Origin of the sequence: Microbacterium trichothecenolyticum (assembly GCF_041938625.1) — a bacterium.
Lineage (GTDB): Bacteria > Actinomycetota > Actinomycetes > Actinomycetales > Microbacteriaceae > Microbacterium > Microbacterium trichothecenolyticum_D.
Map to the genome: position 1 here is coordinate 2,524,394 of NZ_CP169427.1, position 16,660 is coordinate 2,541,053.

The 16,660-nt window shown below is 70.6% G+C and carries 16 protein-coding genes and 2 tRNA genes; 4 read left to right on the plus strand and 14 right to left on the minus strand.

Annotated elements, in window-relative coordinates; translation table 11 throughout:
* Positions 1–28: 28 nt before the first annotated feature.
* Positions 29–1,009, minus strand: coding sequence for a thiamine-phosphate kinase (gene thiL / locus ACEYYH_RS11750; RefSeq protein WP_374978210.1), 981 nt, complete (start codon positions 1,007–1,009; stop codon positions 29–31).
* A 72-nt stretch (positions 1,010–1,081) separates the two neighbouring features.
* Here thiL and ACEYYH_RS11755 point away from each other — a divergent pair, with 72 nt between their 5' ends.
* Positions 1,082–1,585 carry a DUF3515 family protein gene (locus ACEYYH_RS11755; RefSeq protein WP_374974581.1) on the plus strand — a complete coding sequence of 168 codons (504 nt, stop codon included), beginning with the start codon at positions 1,082–1,084 and terminating at the stop codon, positions 1,583–1,585.
* 16 nt (positions 1,586–1,601) lie between these two features.
* Here ACEYYH_RS11755 and ACEYYH_RS11760 read toward each other — a convergent pair whose 3' ends face one another.
* From ACEYYH_RS11760 to ACEYYH_RS11790, 7 genes are all read right to left on the minus strand, one after another.
* Complete coding sequence (locus tag ACEYYH_RS11760) at positions 1,602–2,717, minus strand: D-alanine--D-alanine ligase family protein (RefSeq protein WP_374974582.1); 1,116 nt, start codon at positions 2,715–2,717, stop codon at positions 1,602–1,604.
* The gene (locus ACEYYH_RS11765; RefSeq protein WP_374974583.1) at positions 2,617–3,753 is read right to left on the minus strand and encodes an NAD(P)H-dependent glycerol-3-phosphate dehydrogenase; all 1,137 of its coding nucleotides are present in this window, start codon (positions 3,751–3,753) and stop codon (positions 2,617–2,619) included. Before ACEYYH_RS11765 ends, ACEYYH_RS11760 begins: the two co-directional genes overlap by 101 nt.
* Positions 3,743–4,507 carry a lysophospholipid acyltransferase family protein gene (locus ACEYYH_RS11770; protein WP_374974584.1) on the minus strand — a complete coding sequence of 255 codons (765 nt, stop codon included), beginning with the start codon at positions 4,505–4,507 and terminating at the stop codon, positions 3,743–3,745. The genes ACEYYH_RS11765 and ACEYYH_RS11770 overlap by 11 nt, the downstream gene beginning before the upstream one ends.
* 4 nt (positions 4,508–4,511) lie before the next feature.
* Positions 4,512–5,894 carry a UDP-N-acetylglucosamine 1-carboxyvinyltransferase gene (gene murA / locus ACEYYH_RS11775; protein ID WP_374974585.1) on the minus strand — a complete coding sequence of 461 codons (1,383 nt, stop codon included), beginning with the start codon at positions 5,892–5,894 and terminating at the stop codon, positions 4,512–4,514.
* A gap of 74 nt (positions 5,895–5,968) precedes the next feature.
* Positions 5,969–6,565 carry a 3-isopropylmalate dehydratase small subunit gene (gene leuD / locus ACEYYH_RS11780; RefSeq protein WP_116193114.1) on the minus strand — a complete coding sequence of 199 codons (597 nt, stop codon included), beginning with the start codon at positions 6,563–6,565 and terminating at the stop codon, positions 5,969–5,971.
* A 1-nt stretch (position 6,566) separates the two neighbouring features.
* Positions 6,567–8,039 carry a 3-isopropylmalate dehydratase large subunit gene (gene leuC, locus ACEYYH_RS11785; RefSeq protein WP_374974586.1) on the minus strand — a complete coding sequence of 491 codons (1,473 nt, stop codon included), beginning with the start codon at positions 8,037–8,039 and terminating at the stop codon, positions 6,567–6,569.
* A gap of 268 nt (positions 8,040–8,307) precedes the next feature.
* On the minus strand, positions 8,308–9,381 hold the full coding sequence (locus ACEYYH_RS11790) for a TerC family protein (protein ID WP_374974587.1): 1,074 nt from the start codon (positions 9,379–9,381) through the stop codon (positions 8,308–8,310).
* Between the two features lie 245 nt (positions 9,382–9,626).
* Between ACEYYH_RS11790 and ACEYYH_RS11795 the strand changes: the two genes are divergently transcribed.
* Entirely contained in the window at positions 9,627–10,184 is a 558-nt protein-coding gene (locus ACEYYH_RS11795; RefSeq protein WP_374974588.1) for an RNA polymerase sigma factor, read from the plus strand.
* Positions 10,181–11,368 (plus strand): DUF4349 domain-containing protein, encoded by a 1,188-nt coding sequence (locus ACEYYH_RS11800; RefSeq protein ID WP_374974589.1) that lies wholly within the window; start codon positions 10,181–10,183, stop codon positions 11,366–11,368. Before ACEYYH_RS11795 ends, ACEYYH_RS11800 begins: the two co-directional genes overlap by 4 nt.
* Positions 11,369–11,477: 109 nt before the next feature.
* On the opposite strand, the gene ACEYYH_RS11805 is transcribed toward ACEYYH_RS11800, so the two are convergent.
* Positions 11,478–11,550: transfer RNA gene (locus ACEYYH_RS11805), tRNA-Glu, on the minus strand.
* A gap of 42 nt (positions 11,551–11,592) precedes the next feature.
* Positions 11,593–11,668: transfer RNA gene (locus ACEYYH_RS11810), tRNA-Glu, on the minus strand.
* Positions 11,669–11,785: 117 nt separating this feature from the next.
* Between ACEYYH_RS11810 and ACEYYH_RS11815 the strand changes: the two genes are divergently transcribed.
* Complete coding sequence (locus ACEYYH_RS11815) at positions 11,786–12,424, plus strand: MBL fold metallo-hydrolase (RefSeq protein ID WP_374974590.1); 639 nt, start codon at positions 11,786–11,788, stop codon at positions 12,422–12,424.
* A gap of 108 nt (positions 12,425–12,532) precedes the next feature.
* Here the strand turns inward: ACEYYH_RS11815 and ACEYYH_RS11820 are convergent, their stop codons facing one another.
* The 4 genes from ACEYYH_RS11820 to ACEYYH_RS11835 form a co-directional block, all read right to left on the minus strand.
* Positions 12,533–12,802 (minus strand): HPr family phosphocarrier protein, encoded by a 270-nt coding sequence (locus tag ACEYYH_RS11820; protein WP_374974591.1) that lies wholly within the window; start codon positions 12,800–12,802, stop codon positions 12,533–12,535.
* A gap of 63 nt (positions 12,803–12,865) precedes the next feature.
* Positions 12,866–14,890, minus strand: coding sequence for a fructose-specific PTS transporter subunit EIIC (locus ACEYYH_RS11825; RefSeq protein ID WP_374974592.1), 2,025 nt, complete (start codon positions 14,888–14,890; stop codon positions 12,866–12,868).
* 33 nt (positions 14,891–14,923) lie between these two features.
* Complete coding sequence (gene pfkB, locus ACEYYH_RS11830) at positions 14,924–15,865, minus strand: 1-phosphofructokinase (RefSeq protein WP_374974593.1); 942 nt, start codon at positions 15,863–15,865, stop codon at positions 14,924–14,926.
* Positions 15,862–16,641, minus strand: a complete 780-nt coding sequence (locus tag ACEYYH_RS11835) for a DeoR/GlpR family DNA-binding transcription regulator (protein WP_374974594.1) — start codon at positions 16,639–16,641, stop codon at positions 15,862–15,864. The genes pfkB and ACEYYH_RS11835 overlap by 4 nt, the downstream gene beginning before the upstream one ends.
* Positions 16,642–16,660 lie beyond the last annotated feature (19 nt).

A 16,660-nucleotide genomic window follows, 5' to 3' on the forward strand; every position in this document is an offset into this window, starting at 1 on the left:
GGACGGCGCGGTCGGAGGATCGGGCGGATCAGCCCGTGCCGGCGTCCCAGTCGCGGTAGGGGTCCCAGCCGCCCCGACCGTCGTGGGGCCGGCCGTCGACGAGCACCGCGTCGTCACCGCGCGGCTGGACCATCCCCACGCGGACGAACCCGTGCGGAAGTGGCCGGTCCGCTGGGAAGGTCGCGAGCAGCGCATGATCCTCGCCGCCCGCAAGGGCGGATGCGACATCGGATCCGAGCGCCGCCGACTCAAGAGCGATCGTGACGTCGGATGCTGCGGCCATGCGCGATGCGTCGAGCACGAGGCCGTCCGAAACGTCCATCATCGCCGTGGCACCCGCGTCGGCCGCCTCGGGTCCCAGCCACACGGGTGGAGAAGGACGCAGCTGCGCCACGAGATCGGAGAGCTCCGCCGGGTCGAGATGACTCTCGTCGATGGGAATCGGGTGGCCCGCGGCATCCGTGAATCGCTCGAAGAGGATTCCGAGCCCCCGCGCCGCTCGTCCCAGCTCGCCGGCCACCGCTACCAGGTCGCCGGGTTCGGCGCCCGAGCGCAGCACGGGATCGCGGCCGGCCAGCGCGCCCAGCGCGGTGACGGCGATCGTGAGCGTGTCGGAGACGGTGAGGTCGCCGCCCTCGACGCGGCAGCCGGGCGCAAGGTCGCGGCAGGCGGCGCGCAGGCCGTCGGCGATCCCGGTGACGAACGAGAGCCGCGTCGCATCGGGCATCGCGAGGGCGACGAGCAGGGCCGTGGGCGTGGCGCCCATCGCCGCCACGTCCGCGAGGTTCACGGCCGCCGCCTTGTACCCGAGGTCGAAGGCGCTCGACCACGCGAGGCGGAAGTCGGGGCCGTGGACCAACGTGTCGACGGTCGCCACCACCCGGCCGTCCGCGGCGGCGATCACCGCCGCGTCGTCGCCCGGCCCGACGAGGGCGTTCGACTCGCCCAGCCGCTCGAGGATCCGGCGCAGGATGCGCCCCTCGCTGAGCTCGCCCACCGTCGGATCCATGCGCTCGTCGACCACGCGTCCACGCTACCGGTGCGGACGATGCGGACCGTGCCGCCGGGTTAGCCTGGAATGGTGCGTGCTCTCCCCTCCCTGGCTGCGTTCGGCCTCACGTTGGTGGCCGCTGTCGGGCTGACGGGGTGCACCACGACGGTCGACCTCGATCCCGCGGAGGCGGCGAACGACCCGTTGTGCGCGGAGGTCACCTCGAACCTTCCGGGAACGGTGAGCGGCCAGGCACGGCTGTGGACCGACGCACAGGCGACCGGCGCGTGGGGCGAACCCGGCGACTCGAAGGTTCTGCTGACGTGCGGCGTGGAGCCGCCGGGGCCGACCACGCTCCCCTGCCAGGATGTCGCGGGCGTCGACTGGATCATCGACGACTCCGATGCGCCGCGCTTCCGTGTGACCACGTTCGGCCGCACCCCTGCGGTGGAGATCTACCTCGACACGACCGCCGACGAGAACGGCGACGGCGTGTCCAGCCGCGACGTGCTCGACGCGCTGTCGCCGATCGTGAGCGTGCTCCCGGTCGACGGTCAGTGCCTCGATCGGGGCGAGGCGACGCCCGCGCCCTGAGGCTCGCGAGCCGGGGTCAGTGCGCCGCCTTCACCCGCTCGACCGCGCCCGCACGCTCCAGCGCCGTGTCGATGAGCTCCGTGATCAGCTCGGGGTACGACATGCCCGACGCGATCCAGCATTTCGGGAACATCGAGATCGGCGTGAACCCGGGCATCGTGTTGAGCTCGTTGACGTACAGCCCGTCGGCGGCGAGGAAGAAGTCGACCCGCGCGAGGCCCTTGCCGTCGACGGCCTGGAAGGCACGGACGCCGAGCTCCTGGATCGCCGCGATCTCGCTGTCGGCCAGATCGGCGGGGCAGACCACCTCGGCACCCTCGCCGCCCAGGTACTTGCCCTCGAAGTCGTAGAACTCGCGCGTCGTGAGCACGATCTCGCCGGGCAGTGATGCCCTCGGGGCGGCGCCGCCGCGTCCCTCGAGGATCGCGACCTCGACCTCGCGACCGACGATCGCCGACTCGATGAGCACCTTGTCGTCCTCGGCGAACGCCAGTGCGAGTGCCGCGTCGAGCTCAGACGCGTCGTGGACCTTCGAGACGCCGACGCTCGATCCCGCGCGCGCAGGCTTCACGAAGGAGGGCTCACCGAGGGCCGCAGCATCCGCTCGCACTCCCTCCGGGTCGCGCTCCCAGCGTTCCTCGGTCACCGTGACCCAGGGCGATACCGGTACGCCGGCGGCCTGCAGCACGATCTTCATGAAGTGCTTGTCCATGCACAGCGCCGAATCGAGCACACCGCCGCCCGCGTACGGGATCTCGAGCGTGTCGAAGAAGCCCTGGATGGTGCCGTCCTCGCCGTGCACCCCGTGCAGGATCGGCAGCACGACATCGAGGGCGCCCAGGTCGTCGATCGTGCCGTCGGCGCGGCGCACACGGAGCTCTCGCTCGCCCACCTCGGGCCACAGGATGCGGGTGCCGTTGTCGACGACCTCAGGCAGCCGCTCGGCGTCGAGCGCGAACTTGCCGGGGTCGTCGTCCTCGAGGACGAACACGCCGTCTCGCGTGATCCCCACCGGGATCACGCGATAGCTGTCACGGTCGATCGCCCGTAGCACCCCGCCCGCCGTTGCGGAACTGATCGAGTGCTCGCTGGATCGACCGCCAAAGAGCACCGCCACCGCCGGCTTGTCCATTCGTCGTCCTCTCGCCCTGGGGGGTGTCATCATCGGTCGTGAGATGCGGCGCGATGTCGCGCGGGTTCATGGTGCCGTCCAGCACCATCTTCACCTGCTCGACGATGGGCATCTGGACGCCCACCTCCCGCGCCAGCTGGAGGATGGGCGCAACGGATGCGAGCCCCTCCGCCGTCTGGTTCATCTGCTTGACGACGTCGTCGAAGCGGTAGCCCTGTCCGAGCAGTCGCCCGGCGGTGTTGTTGCGGCTGAGCGGCGACTGGCACGTCGCGATGAGGTCGCCGAGCCCGGCGAGACCCTGCAGGGTCTCGTGCTGCGCCCCGAACGCGACGGCGAAGTCCGTCATCTCGACGAGGCCGCGCGTGATGATCGACGCCTTCGTGTTCTCGCCGTAGCCGACACCATCGACGATGCCGATCGCCACGGCGATGAGGTTCTTGAGCACGCCGCCGAACTCGGTGCCGATCACGTCGGTGTTGACGAACGTGCGGAAGTACGAGTTGCGCGCACGGCGCGCCACCGCCTCGGCGGTCTCCTGGCTCGTCGACGAGATGACGGCCGCCGTGGGCTGCTCGCGCGCGATCTCGAGGGCGAGGTTGGGACCGGACGCCACCGCGATGCGCGCGGGGTCGCAGTGCAGCTCCTGCTCGATAACCTGGCTCATGCGCAGGCCCGTGCGCCGCTCGACCCCCTTCATGAGCGACACGATGGGGGCGTCGCTCTGCGAGATCAGCGGCCGGACTGCTTTGAGGTTCTGACGCACCGCCTGACTCGGGATCGACAGGTAGATCTGCTCAGCGCCCTCGAGCGCCTCCGAGAGGTGGTGGGTCGCGTGCATGTCGCGCGGCAGGTTGATCCCGGGGAGGTACTCGCTGTTGCGCTTGCCCTCCTGGATCTCGCTCGCGAGTTCCGGGCGACGCGCCCACATGGTGACGTGCGCCCCGCCGTCGGCGAGGATCTTGCCGAACGTCGTGCCCCAGCTTCCCGCGCCGACGACGGCGACGCGCGGGCGCGCAGCATCCTGCCTACGGCTCAAGGCGCCCCGTCTCCTTCTGGCCGTGATCGGCCGGGTTCCACCGCTGGGCGGGAGCGGGCTCGCCGCGCAGCTGCGAGAGCAGGCCCGAGATGTCGGCCATCACCGCGTCCGTCGCCTCGACGAGGGCGGTCTGCGATGTCGCGGACCCGGCGAACGCCGAGAGATCGACCGGATCGCCGACGATCACGCGCACGCGGCGGCGCAGCGGCCAGAGCTTGAGCTTGCCGTAGCGCGGGAGCACCTGCTGGGCGCCCCACTGCGCCATCGGGATGACCGGGATGCCGCCGGCCAGCGCCAGACGGACCGCGCCGGTCTTGCCGCGCATGGGCCAGAGGTCGGGCTCGCGAGTCAGCGAGCCCTCCGGGTAGACGATCACACCCCGCCCGTGCTGCACGAGCGTCTCGGATGCCTCGAGGGTCGCCCGTGCCGCGGCTGCCGACGTCGCGCGTGCGACCGGCACCATGCCGGTGGCGCGCAGCACCCAGCCGAGCACCGGCACCCGGAACAGGCTCTCCTTCGCCATGAACCGGGGCGCCCGACCCAGTCGCCACACGGCGAGGGCTACGACCAGCGGGTCGATCTCGCTCATGTGGTTCGGCGCGAGCACGTAGGCGCCGTCGCGTGGGAGCTTTCGGCCATCCTCGATCTCGAGCTTGAAGAGCAGGCTCAGGAGCGGCACGAGGAGCCCGGCCAGGGGCCAGAAGACGCTCGGTCGTGTCTTCTCCGCCGAGGCGCGCGGACGATCGGTGGCCACCGGGCTATCCGATGACGTCGAAGTCGGCGCCGAGCTGGTCGAGCTTCGCGAAGAACTTCTCGTAACCGCGACGGATGATCCCGACGTTGCGGACGACCGACTCCCCCTCGGCGGCCAGCGCCGCGATCACGTAGCTGTACCCGCCACGCAGGTCGGGGACGACGACGTCGGCGCCGTGCAGCGGCGTGGGGCCGTTGATCACGGCAGCCTGCTCGAGGGCCCGGCGGGGAACGCGCCGGCCGGGTGCGTCGATGCCGTCACGGTGCACGACGATGTCGGCGCCCATGAGGTTGAGCGCCTCGGTGAAGCCGAGCCGGTTCTCGTATACCGTCTCGTGCACGGTCGACTCCCCCTCGGCCTGCGTGAGGGCGACGATGAGCGGCTGCTGCCAGTCGGTCATGAAGCCGGGGTGCACGTCGGTCTCGACGACGACGGGCTTCAGCGCCCCGCCGCGGCGGAACTGAATGCCGTCCTCGCGGACGTCGAACCAGCCGCCGGCCTTGCGGAACACGTTGAGGAAGGTCAGCATCTCCTGCTGGCGCGCTCCGCCGACGAAGATGTCGCCGTCGGTGGCCAGCGCGGCGCACGCCCACGAGGCGGCCTCGTTGCGGTCGAAGATCGCCCGGTGATCGTAGCCGCGCAGCGAGTCGACCCCCTCGATGAAGATGACGCGGTTCGGCTCGTAGGAGATGATCGCACCCATCTTCTGGAGCACTGCGATGAGGTCCATGATCTCGGGCTCGATGGCGGCGTTGCGCAGCTCCGTCACGCCCTTCGCCCGCACCGCGGTCAGGAGCACCTGCTCGGTCGCACCCACGCTCGGGTACGGCAGCTCGATGTTCGCGCCGTGGAGCCCGTTGGGCGCGGTGATCCGGATGCCCTCGTAGCTCTTGTCGACGACGGCGCCGAAGGCACGCAGCGCGTCCATGTGGAAGTTGATCGGGCGGTCGCCGATGCGGCAGCCGCCGAGGTCGGGGATGAGCGCCTCGCCGAGCAGGTGCAGCAGCGGCCCGCAGAACAGGATCGGGATGCGGGATGCCCCGGCGTGCGCGTCGATCTCCTCGAAGTGCGCCGCCACGGCTCCGCTCGGGTCGAGGTGGATCGTGCCCTCTTCCTCGCCGTCGACGACGCGCACGCCGTGGACCTCGAGGAGGGAGCGGACCACCTGGACGTCGCTGATGTCGGGGACGTCGCGCAGCGTGCTGGCCGTCTCGCCGAGGAGAGCCGCCACCATCGCCTTGGTGACGAGGTTCTTGGCGCCCTTGACCTCGACGCGACCGGTCAGCGGTCGCCCGCCACGGATCGCCAGGACTTCACCGGTCAGTTCCTGCTCTCCCGCTTCGGCAGTGGTGCTTTCGCCGGCGGCGACGTTCAGGAGCGGCTTCATCCGGTGGTCCTCACTTGGTGTGCAGAGGGGGCTTGCGACGGTCGGGCGCCCGGGTTCTGGGCGCCCGGCCCGGCTTACGGAACGGGAAGTGTCCGCGGCCGCCACGCCTCTCGGCGAGCCTCGAACTGCGCGATCTTGTCTGCGTCGCGCAGTGTGAGCCCGATGTCATCGAGCCCTTCGAGAAGCCGCCACCTAGTGTAATCGTCGATCTCGAAAGGGAGCTCCAGCGCGCCGATGCGCGCCGTTCGGGCCTCGAGATCGACCGTCATCGAGACGCCTGGATCCGCCTCGATGGCGGCCCACGCGGCCTCGAGGTCCGCTTCGGAGATCACTCCTGCGACCAGGCCCTGCTTGCCCGCGTTCCCGCGGAAGATGTCGGCGAAGCGTGGGCTCAGCACGACCTTGAACCCGAAGTCGCGCAGTGCCCATACCGCGTGCTCGCGGCTCGAGCCGGTGCCGAAGTCCGGGCCCGCGACGAGGATGCTCGCGCCCGCGTACGCCGGCTGGTTGAGCACGAACTCGGGGTCCTGGCGCCAGCTGGCGAACAGCGCATCCTCGAAGCCCGTCTTGGTGACGCGCTTCAGGTAGACGGCCGGGATGATCTGGTCGGTGTCGACGGCGGAGCGCTTCAGCGGCGCGGCGATACCGGTGTGCGTCGTGAACTTCTCCATCTCAGACCTCCGTGCCCTCAGCTGCGGCCCCGACGGGCGCGGGAAGATCGCCCGGGCTCGCGAGGCGGCCCATGACGGCGGTGGCCGCGGCGACGAGCGGCGAGACCAGGTGCGTGCGTCCGCCCTTGCCCTGGCGGCCTTCGAAGTTGCGGTTGCTCGTGGAGGCGCAGCGCTCCCCCGGCGCGAGCTGATCGGGGTTCATGCCGAGGCACATCGAGCAGCCCGCGAAACGCCATTCGGCGCCGAACTCCTCGAAGACCTTGTCGAGGCCCTCGGCCTCGGCCTCGAGGCGCACCCGAGCTGAGCCCGGGACGACCATGACGCGTACGCCGTCGGCCTTCTTGCGGCCCTCGATGACGGACGCGAATGCGCGGAGGTCCTCGATGCGGCTGTTCGTGCACGAACCCATGAACACGGCGTCGACGGGCACCTCCTTGAGCGGAGTGCCCGGCACGAGATCCATGTACTCGAGCGCGCGCTCGGCGGCAGCTCGCTCGTTGGGGTCGGCGAAGTCGTCGGGGGACGGGACGGACGCGCTCAGCGACACGCCCTGACCCGGGTTGGTGCCCCACGTCACGAACGGCTCGAGCTCGGCGGCGTCGAGGAACACCTCGGCGTCGTAGACGGCGCCCTCGTCGCTGGGAAGCGTCCGCCAGTAAGCGACGGCGTCCTCCCAATCCTGTCCGGTCGGCGCATGCGCGCGGCCTTGCACGTACGCGAAGGTGGTCTCGTCGGGCGCGACCATGCCGGCGCGGGCGCCGGCCTCGATCGACATGTTGCAGATCGTCATGCGGCCCTCCATCGAGAGGGACCGGATCGCGCTGCCGCGGAACTCGAGGACGTAGCCCTGCCCGCCGTTCGCACCGATCTTGGCGATGATCGCCAGCACGATGTCCTTGGCGGTGACGCCGGGCTTCAGCTCACCTTCGACCGTGATGGCCATCGTCTTGAAGGGCTTCAGCGGCAGGGTCTGCGTCGCGAGCACGTGCTCGACCTCGCTGGTGCCGATGCCGAAGGCCATCGCGCCGAAGGCGCCGTGAGTCGAGGTGTGCGAGTCGCCGCACACCACAGTGATGCCCGGCATCGTGAGGCCGAGCTGCGGCCCCACCACGTGGACGATGCCCTGCTCCTTGTCGCCGAGCGAGTGCAGGCGCACACCGAACTCGGCGGCGTTGCGGCGAAGGGTCTCGATCTGCGTGCGGCTGGTGAGGTCGGCGATCGGCTTGTCGATGTCGAGCGTCGGGGTGTTGTGGTCCTCGGTCGCGATCGTCAGGTCGAGGCGCCGCACCGGACGGCCCTCGGCGCGCAGACCGTCGAAGGCCTGAGGGCTCGTGACCTCGTGCACCAGGTGCAGGTCGATGTAGATCAGGTCCGGCTGGCCGTCTTGGCCGCGGACGACGACGTGGTCGTCCCACACCTTCTCGGCGAGGGTCCGGGGACGGTCGGGAATGCCGGATGCATCGGTCGTGCTCATTGCTAGTCGTTCTCCTCTATGGGACTGCGCCCGCATGGGGTGGGGCCCGCGACGAAACTCCGCGACGAGGGAGGCCTGGGACTAGGACTCGTCGCGGCCGCTAAGGAGAAGGCGAGCGATCCGCACGTGCCCAGGCTACCACCGCCGAAACCGCCGCCCGCGCCGGCACCGTCATCTCCCGTCGCCGTGGCCGCCCGAGAGCGGCTCGACACGACGCGTCGGGTCGCCGGCGACTGCCGGCGACCCGAGGACGCTCAGGGGATCGGGATCAGCGACCCTCGTCCGAACGGGGGTGATCGACCGTGGGAGGCGTGCCCTTCTCGTCTGCCACGACGGCGGCCGCAGCATCCGCGGTCGGCATCTTCTTGTCGCGCGCCGAGGCGATGAGGCTCGCGACGGTCGCCACCGCCATCGAGATCACGATGACGCCGAGCGACATCCACGTGGAGATCTCCGGGGCCCACTCGATCGGCTCGCCGTTGTTGATGAACGGGAGCTCGTTCACGTGCATGGCGTGGAAGACGAGCTTCAGGCCGATGAACGCGAGGATGAACGCGATGCCGTAGTGCAGGTAGCGAAGGCGATCCAGCAGGTCGCCGAGCAGGAAGTAGAGCTGGCGCAGGCCCATGAGGGCGAAGATGTTCGCCGTGAAGACGATGAACGCGCTCTGCGTGATGCCGAAGATCGCGGGGATGGAGTCGATCGCGAAGAGCAGGTCGGTGACGCCGATCGCCGCGAAGACGATGATCATCGGCGTCCACATCTTCTTGCCGTCCACGACGGTGCGGATCTTGGCGCCGTCGTAGTGGTCGCTGATGTCGATCGTGCGTCGGAGCATGCGTACGACGAACGCCTCCTGCTTGACGTCGTCGTCGTGGTCGCCACCGGGGAACGCCTGGCGCCACGCGGTCCACACCAGGAACGCGCCGAAGATGTAGAACACCCAGCTGAACTGCTCGATCACCGCGGCGCCGACCAGGATGAAGATGCCGCGCAGCACGAGGGCGATGATGATGCCCACCATCAGCACCTCCTGCTGATAGCGCCGCGGAACCGCGAACTGCGACATGATCAGCACGAAGACGAAGAGGTTGTCGATCGACAGGCTGTACTCGGTGAGCCAGCCGGCGACGAATTGGCCGGCGTACTCGGGCCCGGCGACGATCCACATGATTCCCGCGAAGATGAGCGCGAGGGTCACGTAGAACACGACCCACAGCGTCGACTCACGCGTCGAGGGGATGTGGGGCCGCTTCAGGATGAGCAGCAGATCCGCGATCAGGATCAGGGTGAGGATCACGAGCGATCCGATTTCGAACCACAGCGGGAGTTCGAGGTCCATGGAGGGCCTTTCGAAGGGGACGTAGGAGGGGTCGGTGGAATCCGAAAGTCTCTCCCCCGCCGGCGATCGGCCTGCGGCGCGCACCCGGGGTCGCTCTGTCGGGACCCGTGATGACGGATGCGCGAGTCGGGATACTCCCTCTCGCTCGCAACAGGATACAGGCTCGGCACGGTCCGGCCGTCGCCCGTGAGACGATCCGGCCGGTGCGGACACTGACACGGTGAGAGACAATTCGGAGGATGGGGATGACAGGCGAGGACCTGCCGGGCGACGCCGAGCTCGTGGTGCTGGCTGCGGGCGGGAGCGAGCACGCCTTCCGCACCTTGTACCGGGCGTACGTGCGGCCGGTGTACTGGCTGGCGCACGGACTGGTCGGCAATCCGGCGGACGCCGAGGAGGTCACGCAGGAGACGTTCCTCGTCGCCTGGCGCAAGCTCCCCGGCCTCGACCTCGCCGGCGATTCGCTGCTGCCCTGGCTCGCGACGATCTGCCGGTTCCAGTGCGCGAACCGGATCCGCCGTCAGCGGCGCGACCGCGAGCACACCGGGGCGGCCGCCGACGAGACGCTGCCTTCGACGGTCGACGTCGAGCAGCAGGTGATCGACGATCGGCTCGCCGAGGCGATCCTCAACGAGGTCGCGGGGCTGGGCGAGCTCGATCGCGCGATCTTCCGGCTGTGCGCGACCGAGGGCTACGCCTATCAGGCGGCCGCCGATGAGCTGGGCGTCGCCCACGGGGTCGTCCGCAACCGTCTCTCCCGCATCCGCACCCGTCTGCGGACCGTTGTGAAGGAGAGCACATGAGCACGCAGCCCCCGGTCCCCGAGACCCCGGAATCCCTGCCCGAACTCAGCACCGAGCGAATCGACGAGATCGAGGAGGCGCTGTTCGCCGACATCGCGCGCGAGCGCACCCGTCAATCCGCTCGACGCACGCGTCGAGGCCGCTTCTGGATCGCCGGCGGCGCCGCCGCGGCGGTGATCGCCGTGGCCGCCGTGATCGCGCCGTCGGTGGGATCGCTGGTCGGCACGTCGGGCGGTGCGAGCGAGCAGTCCGCTGTCGCGCCGGTCGCGCCCGCAGACTCCGGGGCCGGCTCATCCAGCGACTCGTCGGGCGCCGACTCGCGCGAATCCGCGCCGCTCACGGTTGCGCCCGACGCAGCCGCCGGCGATACTGCCACGGGCGCCGAGGCCGCGGACCGCGACATCATCACCACCGCCTCGGCGACGGTCACCGCCGACGAGGTCGACGCGGCCGCGCGCGCCATCGCGAACTCTGCGGTCGCGCACGGCGGCTACGTCGAATCGATGAGCGTCGGCAGCGACGGCGTCGTGTACCCGGTCAGCCCCTCCGAGGGCGGCATCGTCTACGACACCATGCCCTACCCGTATCCGACCGACGGCGCGTGGATCACGGTCCGCGTTCCCGCCGACCAGCTGCAGAGCATCGTCGACGAGCTCGACGATGTCGGCGAGGTGACGGCGACCAGCCTGTCCCGTCAGGATGTCACCGAGCAGACCGTGGACCTCGAAGCCCGCATCGACGCTGCGCAGGCGTCCGTGGACCGCCTCACCGAGCTCATGGCCCAGGCCGGGAGCGTCGCAGATCTCATCGCCGCAGAAGCGGCACTGTCGGAGCGCCAGGCCACGCTGGAGTCCTATCAGCAGCAGCTCGAGATGCTCGACGACCTGGTCGCCATGTCGACGCTGTCGGTGACGGTCGTGCCCGACGTCGAGCCCGTGACCGCCGACCCCGCCGGGTTCGGCGACGGCCTCGCCGCGGGCTGGAACGGCCTCGTCGCGACGTTGAACGGCATCGTCGTGGCGCTCGGGTTCCTCCTTCCCTGGCTCGCCGTGGCCGCCGTCGCCGCCTTGATCGTCTGGGGCGTCGTTCGGCTCGTCCGCACTCGTCGGCGTGGACGGACGGATGCTGCGACCCCGCGCACGTCGCCGGGCGACGCCGACCGCACCCCCGGATCGTCCACATGATCGTCGCGCCTTACGCCGGCATCGCCCGCTGAGCACTTCCGCGCCTACCAGCGGCAGAACGACGAAGAGCCCCCGGGTCCTGAAGGACTCGGGGGCTCTGTCGCGTGTGTGACCCCAGCGGGATTCGAACCCGCGTTACCGCCGTGAGAGGGCGGCGTACTAGGCCGCTATACGATGGGGCCGTACAGCGCGCCGCAACCGAGATTGCGACGTTGTTGCCTGACTGGTGACCCCAGCGGGATTCGAACCCGCGTTACCGCCGTGAGAGGGCGGCGTACTAGGCCGCTATACGATGGGGCCGTTCAGGCAACCGTTCGATTATGCCACGGGCCTCATGCCCTCTCCAAATCGACACGGGTATCGGCGCGCCGCCGCTGTTCGCTTGCCTCGGCGACGCCGGAACGCTTGACTCGACGCATGCGAGTCACGAAGTTCGAGCACGCCACCCTGACCCTCGTCGACAGCGGCCGCACGCTGATCATCGATCCGGGCTCGTTCACCGCTCCGCTGGGCGAGCTCGAGGGCGTCGTCGCGATCGTCATCACGCACGAGCACGCCGACCACTGGACGCCCGACCACCTGGACCGCATCCTCGGGACGTTCCCGGGAACACCGATCTTCGCCCCGGAGGGCGTGTCCAAGGCCGCCGCGGGCTTCAACATCACCATCGTCCGCCCCGGCGACGTCGTCGAGGTCGAGCCGTTCCGCCTCGAGTTCTTCGGCGGCCGGCACGCGGTGATCCATGAGTCGATCCCGGTCGTCGACAACGTCGGGGTGCTCGTGAACGACGAGTTCTACTACCCCGGTGACTCCTACGCCGTGCCGAAGGGCCGTGCGGTGAAGCTGCTGGCATCGCCGGTCGGCGCCCCGTGGCTCAAGATCGGCGAGGCGATGGACTTCGTGCTCGCCGTCGCGCCGCGGCGCGTGTTCGGCACGCACGACATGACGCTGTCGGTCGCCGGCCGCGACATGGGGCGCGCGCGCCTGGGCTGGGCCGCCGAGCAGGACGGCGGGGAGCTCGTGGTGCTGAACCCCGGAGACAGCACCGACATCTGATCGCGGGCGCCGGAGAGCCCGCAGAACGCGGACGACGGATGCCGCAGCAGCTTCGACCCGCGGCATCCGTCGCTCGTGTGCGGTCTGCGACCGCACGCATCTGTTCCGTTACTGCGCGTCGAGGTCCGTCTCGAGCAGCGCGACCAGGGTGTCGAGCGCCTCTTCGGCGCCGTCGCCGTCGGCCTTGAGGGTCACAACGGTCCCCTGCGAGGCGCCGAGGCCCATCAGCGACAGGATGCTGCCGGCGTTGAGGTCGGCACCGCCCTCGACGGCGATCGTGACCGGGACGGGCTGCGCCTGCACGGCCTGCACGAAGAGCTTTGCGGGGCGGGCGTGGAGTCCCGAGCTGCTGGCGATGGTGGCCTGACGTTCTGCCATGGTTCTCTCCTGTCTGTGTCGGACCTCGGCGGTCGACGATTCCGATTCTGGCGGACGACGGCCTCAGGCCGCCACGGGCACGCGCGCTTCGGCCTCGGCGAGCTCCTTCGGGGCGATCCACTTCTTGAGTGCGATCACCGTGAGCGCCGAGACGACCGTTCCGGCCGCGAGGGCGATGAGGAAGCCCCAGATCGGGTTGATCGCGAAGAGGACGAAGATGCCGCCGTGGGGCGCGAGGGACTCGACGGCGAACGCCATGCTCAGCGCGCCGGTGACGGCACCGCCCAGCATCATCGAGGGGATGACGCGCAGCGGGTCGGCGGCCGCGAACGGGATCGCACCCTCGCTGATGAACGCCGCACCGAGCAGCCACGCCGCCTTGCCGTTCTCGCGCTCGACCGGCGGGAACATGTTGCGCGCGAGCACGGTCGACGCGAGCGCCATGGCGAGCGGCGGCACCATGCCGGCGGCCATGACAGCGGCCATGATCAGGTACGGCGTCGTGTTCTCCGCCGAGGCGGACGCGAGGCCCGCGACCGCGAATGCATAAGCGACCTTGTTCACCGGTCCACCGAGGTCGAAGCACATCATGAGGCCGAGGATGACGCCCACGAGGATGATCGCGTCGGTCGCCGCGAGACCTGTCAGCCACGCGTTCAGACCCTCCATGAGCGTCGCGATCGGGCGGCCCAGGAACAGGATCATGAGCCCCGACGCGACGATCGACGCCGCGAGCGGGATGATCACGACCGGCATCAGGCCCCGCAGCCAGCGCGGGGCGTTGAGCCGACCGATCCACCAGGCCACGAAGCCCGCGAGCAGACCGCCGATGATGCCGCCGATGAAGCCGGCGTTCATGATCACAGCGACGGCGCCCGCGACGAATCCCGGCGCGATGCCGGGGCGATCGGCGATCGCGAACGCGATGTAGCCCGCCAGCGCCGAGACCAGGAAGCCCATCGAGGTCACGCCGATCACGAACAGCACGGAGCCCAGGTACTGCGCGAGTCCGCCCGCCGGGAGCGCCCACAGGGCGTTGTCGACGATGACGCTGAACGCCTCGTCGCCGACGTTCACGCCGCCGATGAGGAAGCCGAGGGCGATCAGCAGACCGCCGCCCGCGACGAACGGGATCATGTAGCTGACGCCGGTGAGGAGGATGCGCTGGATGCGCGCGCCCCACGACAGGGTCTCGGCCGGAGCCGCCGTCGCGGCGGTCGCCTCGCCGCCCACGCGGGTGGCGGCCGGGTCGTTCGCCGCGGCCACGGCCTCCGCGATGAGCTGGTCGGGCTGCTCGATACCCCGCTTGACGCCCGAGCGCACGACGGGCTTGCCGGCGAACCGCTGCTGCTCCCGCACGTCGACGTCGGTCGCGAAGATGACGGCGTCGGCGTTGCGGATGACGTCGGCGGGAAGCGCCTGGTACCCGCTTGAGCCCTGAGGCTCGACCACCAGGTCGATCCCGGCCTTCTTGCCTGCGGCGGTGAGTGCGTCGGCCGCCATGAACGTGTGCGCGATGCCGGTCGCGCACGAGGTCACCGCGACCACGCGGGCGGGCCGCCCGTCGACGTCCAGTCCGGCGTCAGCCGGCGCGGCCGCGGCAGCCGGGGTTGCGGCCTCGGTGGCCGCGGCCTCCCGCTCGCCGATCGCCGCCTGCACGATCGCGACCACGTCGTCGTCGGACTTCGCGGCACGCAGACCCGAGGTGAAGTCCTCCTGCATGAGGCTCCGTGCGAGCTTCGAGAGCACCGCGAGGTGCGCCTCGGCGGCGTCCGCCGGCGCGGCGATGAGGAACACGAGGTCGGCGGCGCCGTCCGGCGCGCCGAAGTCGACCCCGGGCGTCAGGCGTGCGAAGGCGAGAGACGGCGTCGTGACCGCGGCGCTCTTGGCGTGCGGGATCGCGATGCCGCCGGGAAGCCCGGTCTCGTCCTTCTCCTCACGCGCCCACGCGTCGGCGTAGAGCGCTTCGGCGTCGGTCGCGCGACCCTGCGCGACCACGCGTGCGGCGAGGGACCGGATGACGGCGGCCTTGTCGGCGCCCAGTGGGACGTCGAGGCTCACCAGGCCTGGGGTGATGGTGTCGGACACGGTGACCTCCTGCGGTCGTGGGGTGGGTGGGTGTTAGGCGAGACGCGTGACGGGCACGTCGCCGGTGGGAAGGTCTGCGGGAGTCGGCGCTTTCGTGCCGGGAAGGGATGCTGCGGCAGCGCCGTAGCGGACGGCCTGGCGCAGCCGCTCGCCCTGGTCGGCACCGCGTGTCGCGGCGAGCACATAGCCGGCGAGCGAACTGTCGCCTGCTCCGACGGTGCTCACCACCTGGATCGGCGGCGGAGTGGCTGCCCAGGCACCGTCGGCGTCGACGAGCAGCGCGCCGCGCGAACCGAGCGTGACGAGTGCGGCGCGCACCTTGGTGGGGACGAGCGCCCGGGCGACGTGGAGCACCGACTGCGGGTCCGTGCCGTCGATGGCCACGCCCACGAGCTCGGCGAGCTCATCGTCGTTCGGCTTGATGAGGTCGGCCGCGCCGGCGGCGACGACCGCAGCCAGCGCGGGGCCGGACGTGTCGACGGCGATGAGCGGCGCGTCGGCGCCGTGCGCCGCGCGCACGGCGGCGATCACCTGCACGTAGAAGTCATCGGCGACGCCGGGAGGCAGCGAGCCCGCCAGCACCAGCCAACGGGCGTCGACGGATGCTGCGACCACCGCGTCGACGACCGCGGAGACCTCGTCCGTCGACAGCTCGGCGCCCGGCAGGTTCAGCTTCGTCGTGACGCCGGCAGGGTCGGTGATCGCGATGTTCGCGCGGACGTTCCCCCGGATCGGCACTCGACGCGCGTCGACCTCGGCCGCGCGCAGCGCGGCGTCGAACGGATCACCCGGTGCGAGCGGCAGCACCGCTGCGCAGTCCTCGCCGGCCGCCGTGATCGCGCGGGCGACGTTGATGCCCTTGCCGCCCGCGTCCTCGCGCGTGGAAGCCGCGCTCTGCACATCGCCGATCTGCAGCGGTGCGGGGAGCATCACCGTGCGGTCGAGGGACGGATTGGCGGTGAGCGTCACGATCATGCGAGCCAGACCTCCACGTCGGCGTCCGCGAGGGCGGACGCGAGCTCTGCGTCGGGTGCGGCATCCGTCACCAGCACGTCGATGTCGGCCAGCGGCGCGAAGCCGACGAGCAGCTCCGCGCCGAGTTTCTCGGCGTCGGCCACGACGACCACGCGCCGCGCCGACGCGACGATCGCGCGCTTGACCGCGGCCTCGTCGGGGTCGGGCGTGCTGAGGCCGAACCTCGCCGAGACGCCGTTGGTGCCGATGAAAGCGACGTCGGGACGCAGGGCGCCGATCGCGCGGACGGTGTCGGCGCCGACGGCCGCGGCGGTGAGGCCGCGCACCCGCCCGCCGACCAGCGAGAGCGAGGCGCCGGGAACGCCGGCGAGCGAGTTGCCGAGCGCCAGCGAGTGCGTGACGACCTCGATCCGCGCGCTGGAGAGGCGCGGAACGAGCGCCGAGGCGACGGCCGCAGTGGTCGTGCCTGCGTCGAGGAAGACCGACCCGGCGAAGTCGGCGCCGAGGGCATCGAGAGCCCTCAGGCCGATGGCGGCCTTGGCGCCGCCGTGGTGCTCGAGGCGCTCGGCGAGCGAAGGCTCTCGCGTGCTGGCGCGCTCCCGGCTGACTGCTCCCCCGTGCACGCGGCGCAGTGCTCCCGCCGACTCGAGGTGGTCGAGGTCGCGGCGGATGGTCTCGGTGGTGACGTCGAACCGATCGGCGAGCTCGACGACGCTCACCCGGCTGCGTTCAGACAGCAGGAGCTCGATCTGCTCGTGGCGCTCCGTCGCGTACATGTGGGACAACCTCCGTTGG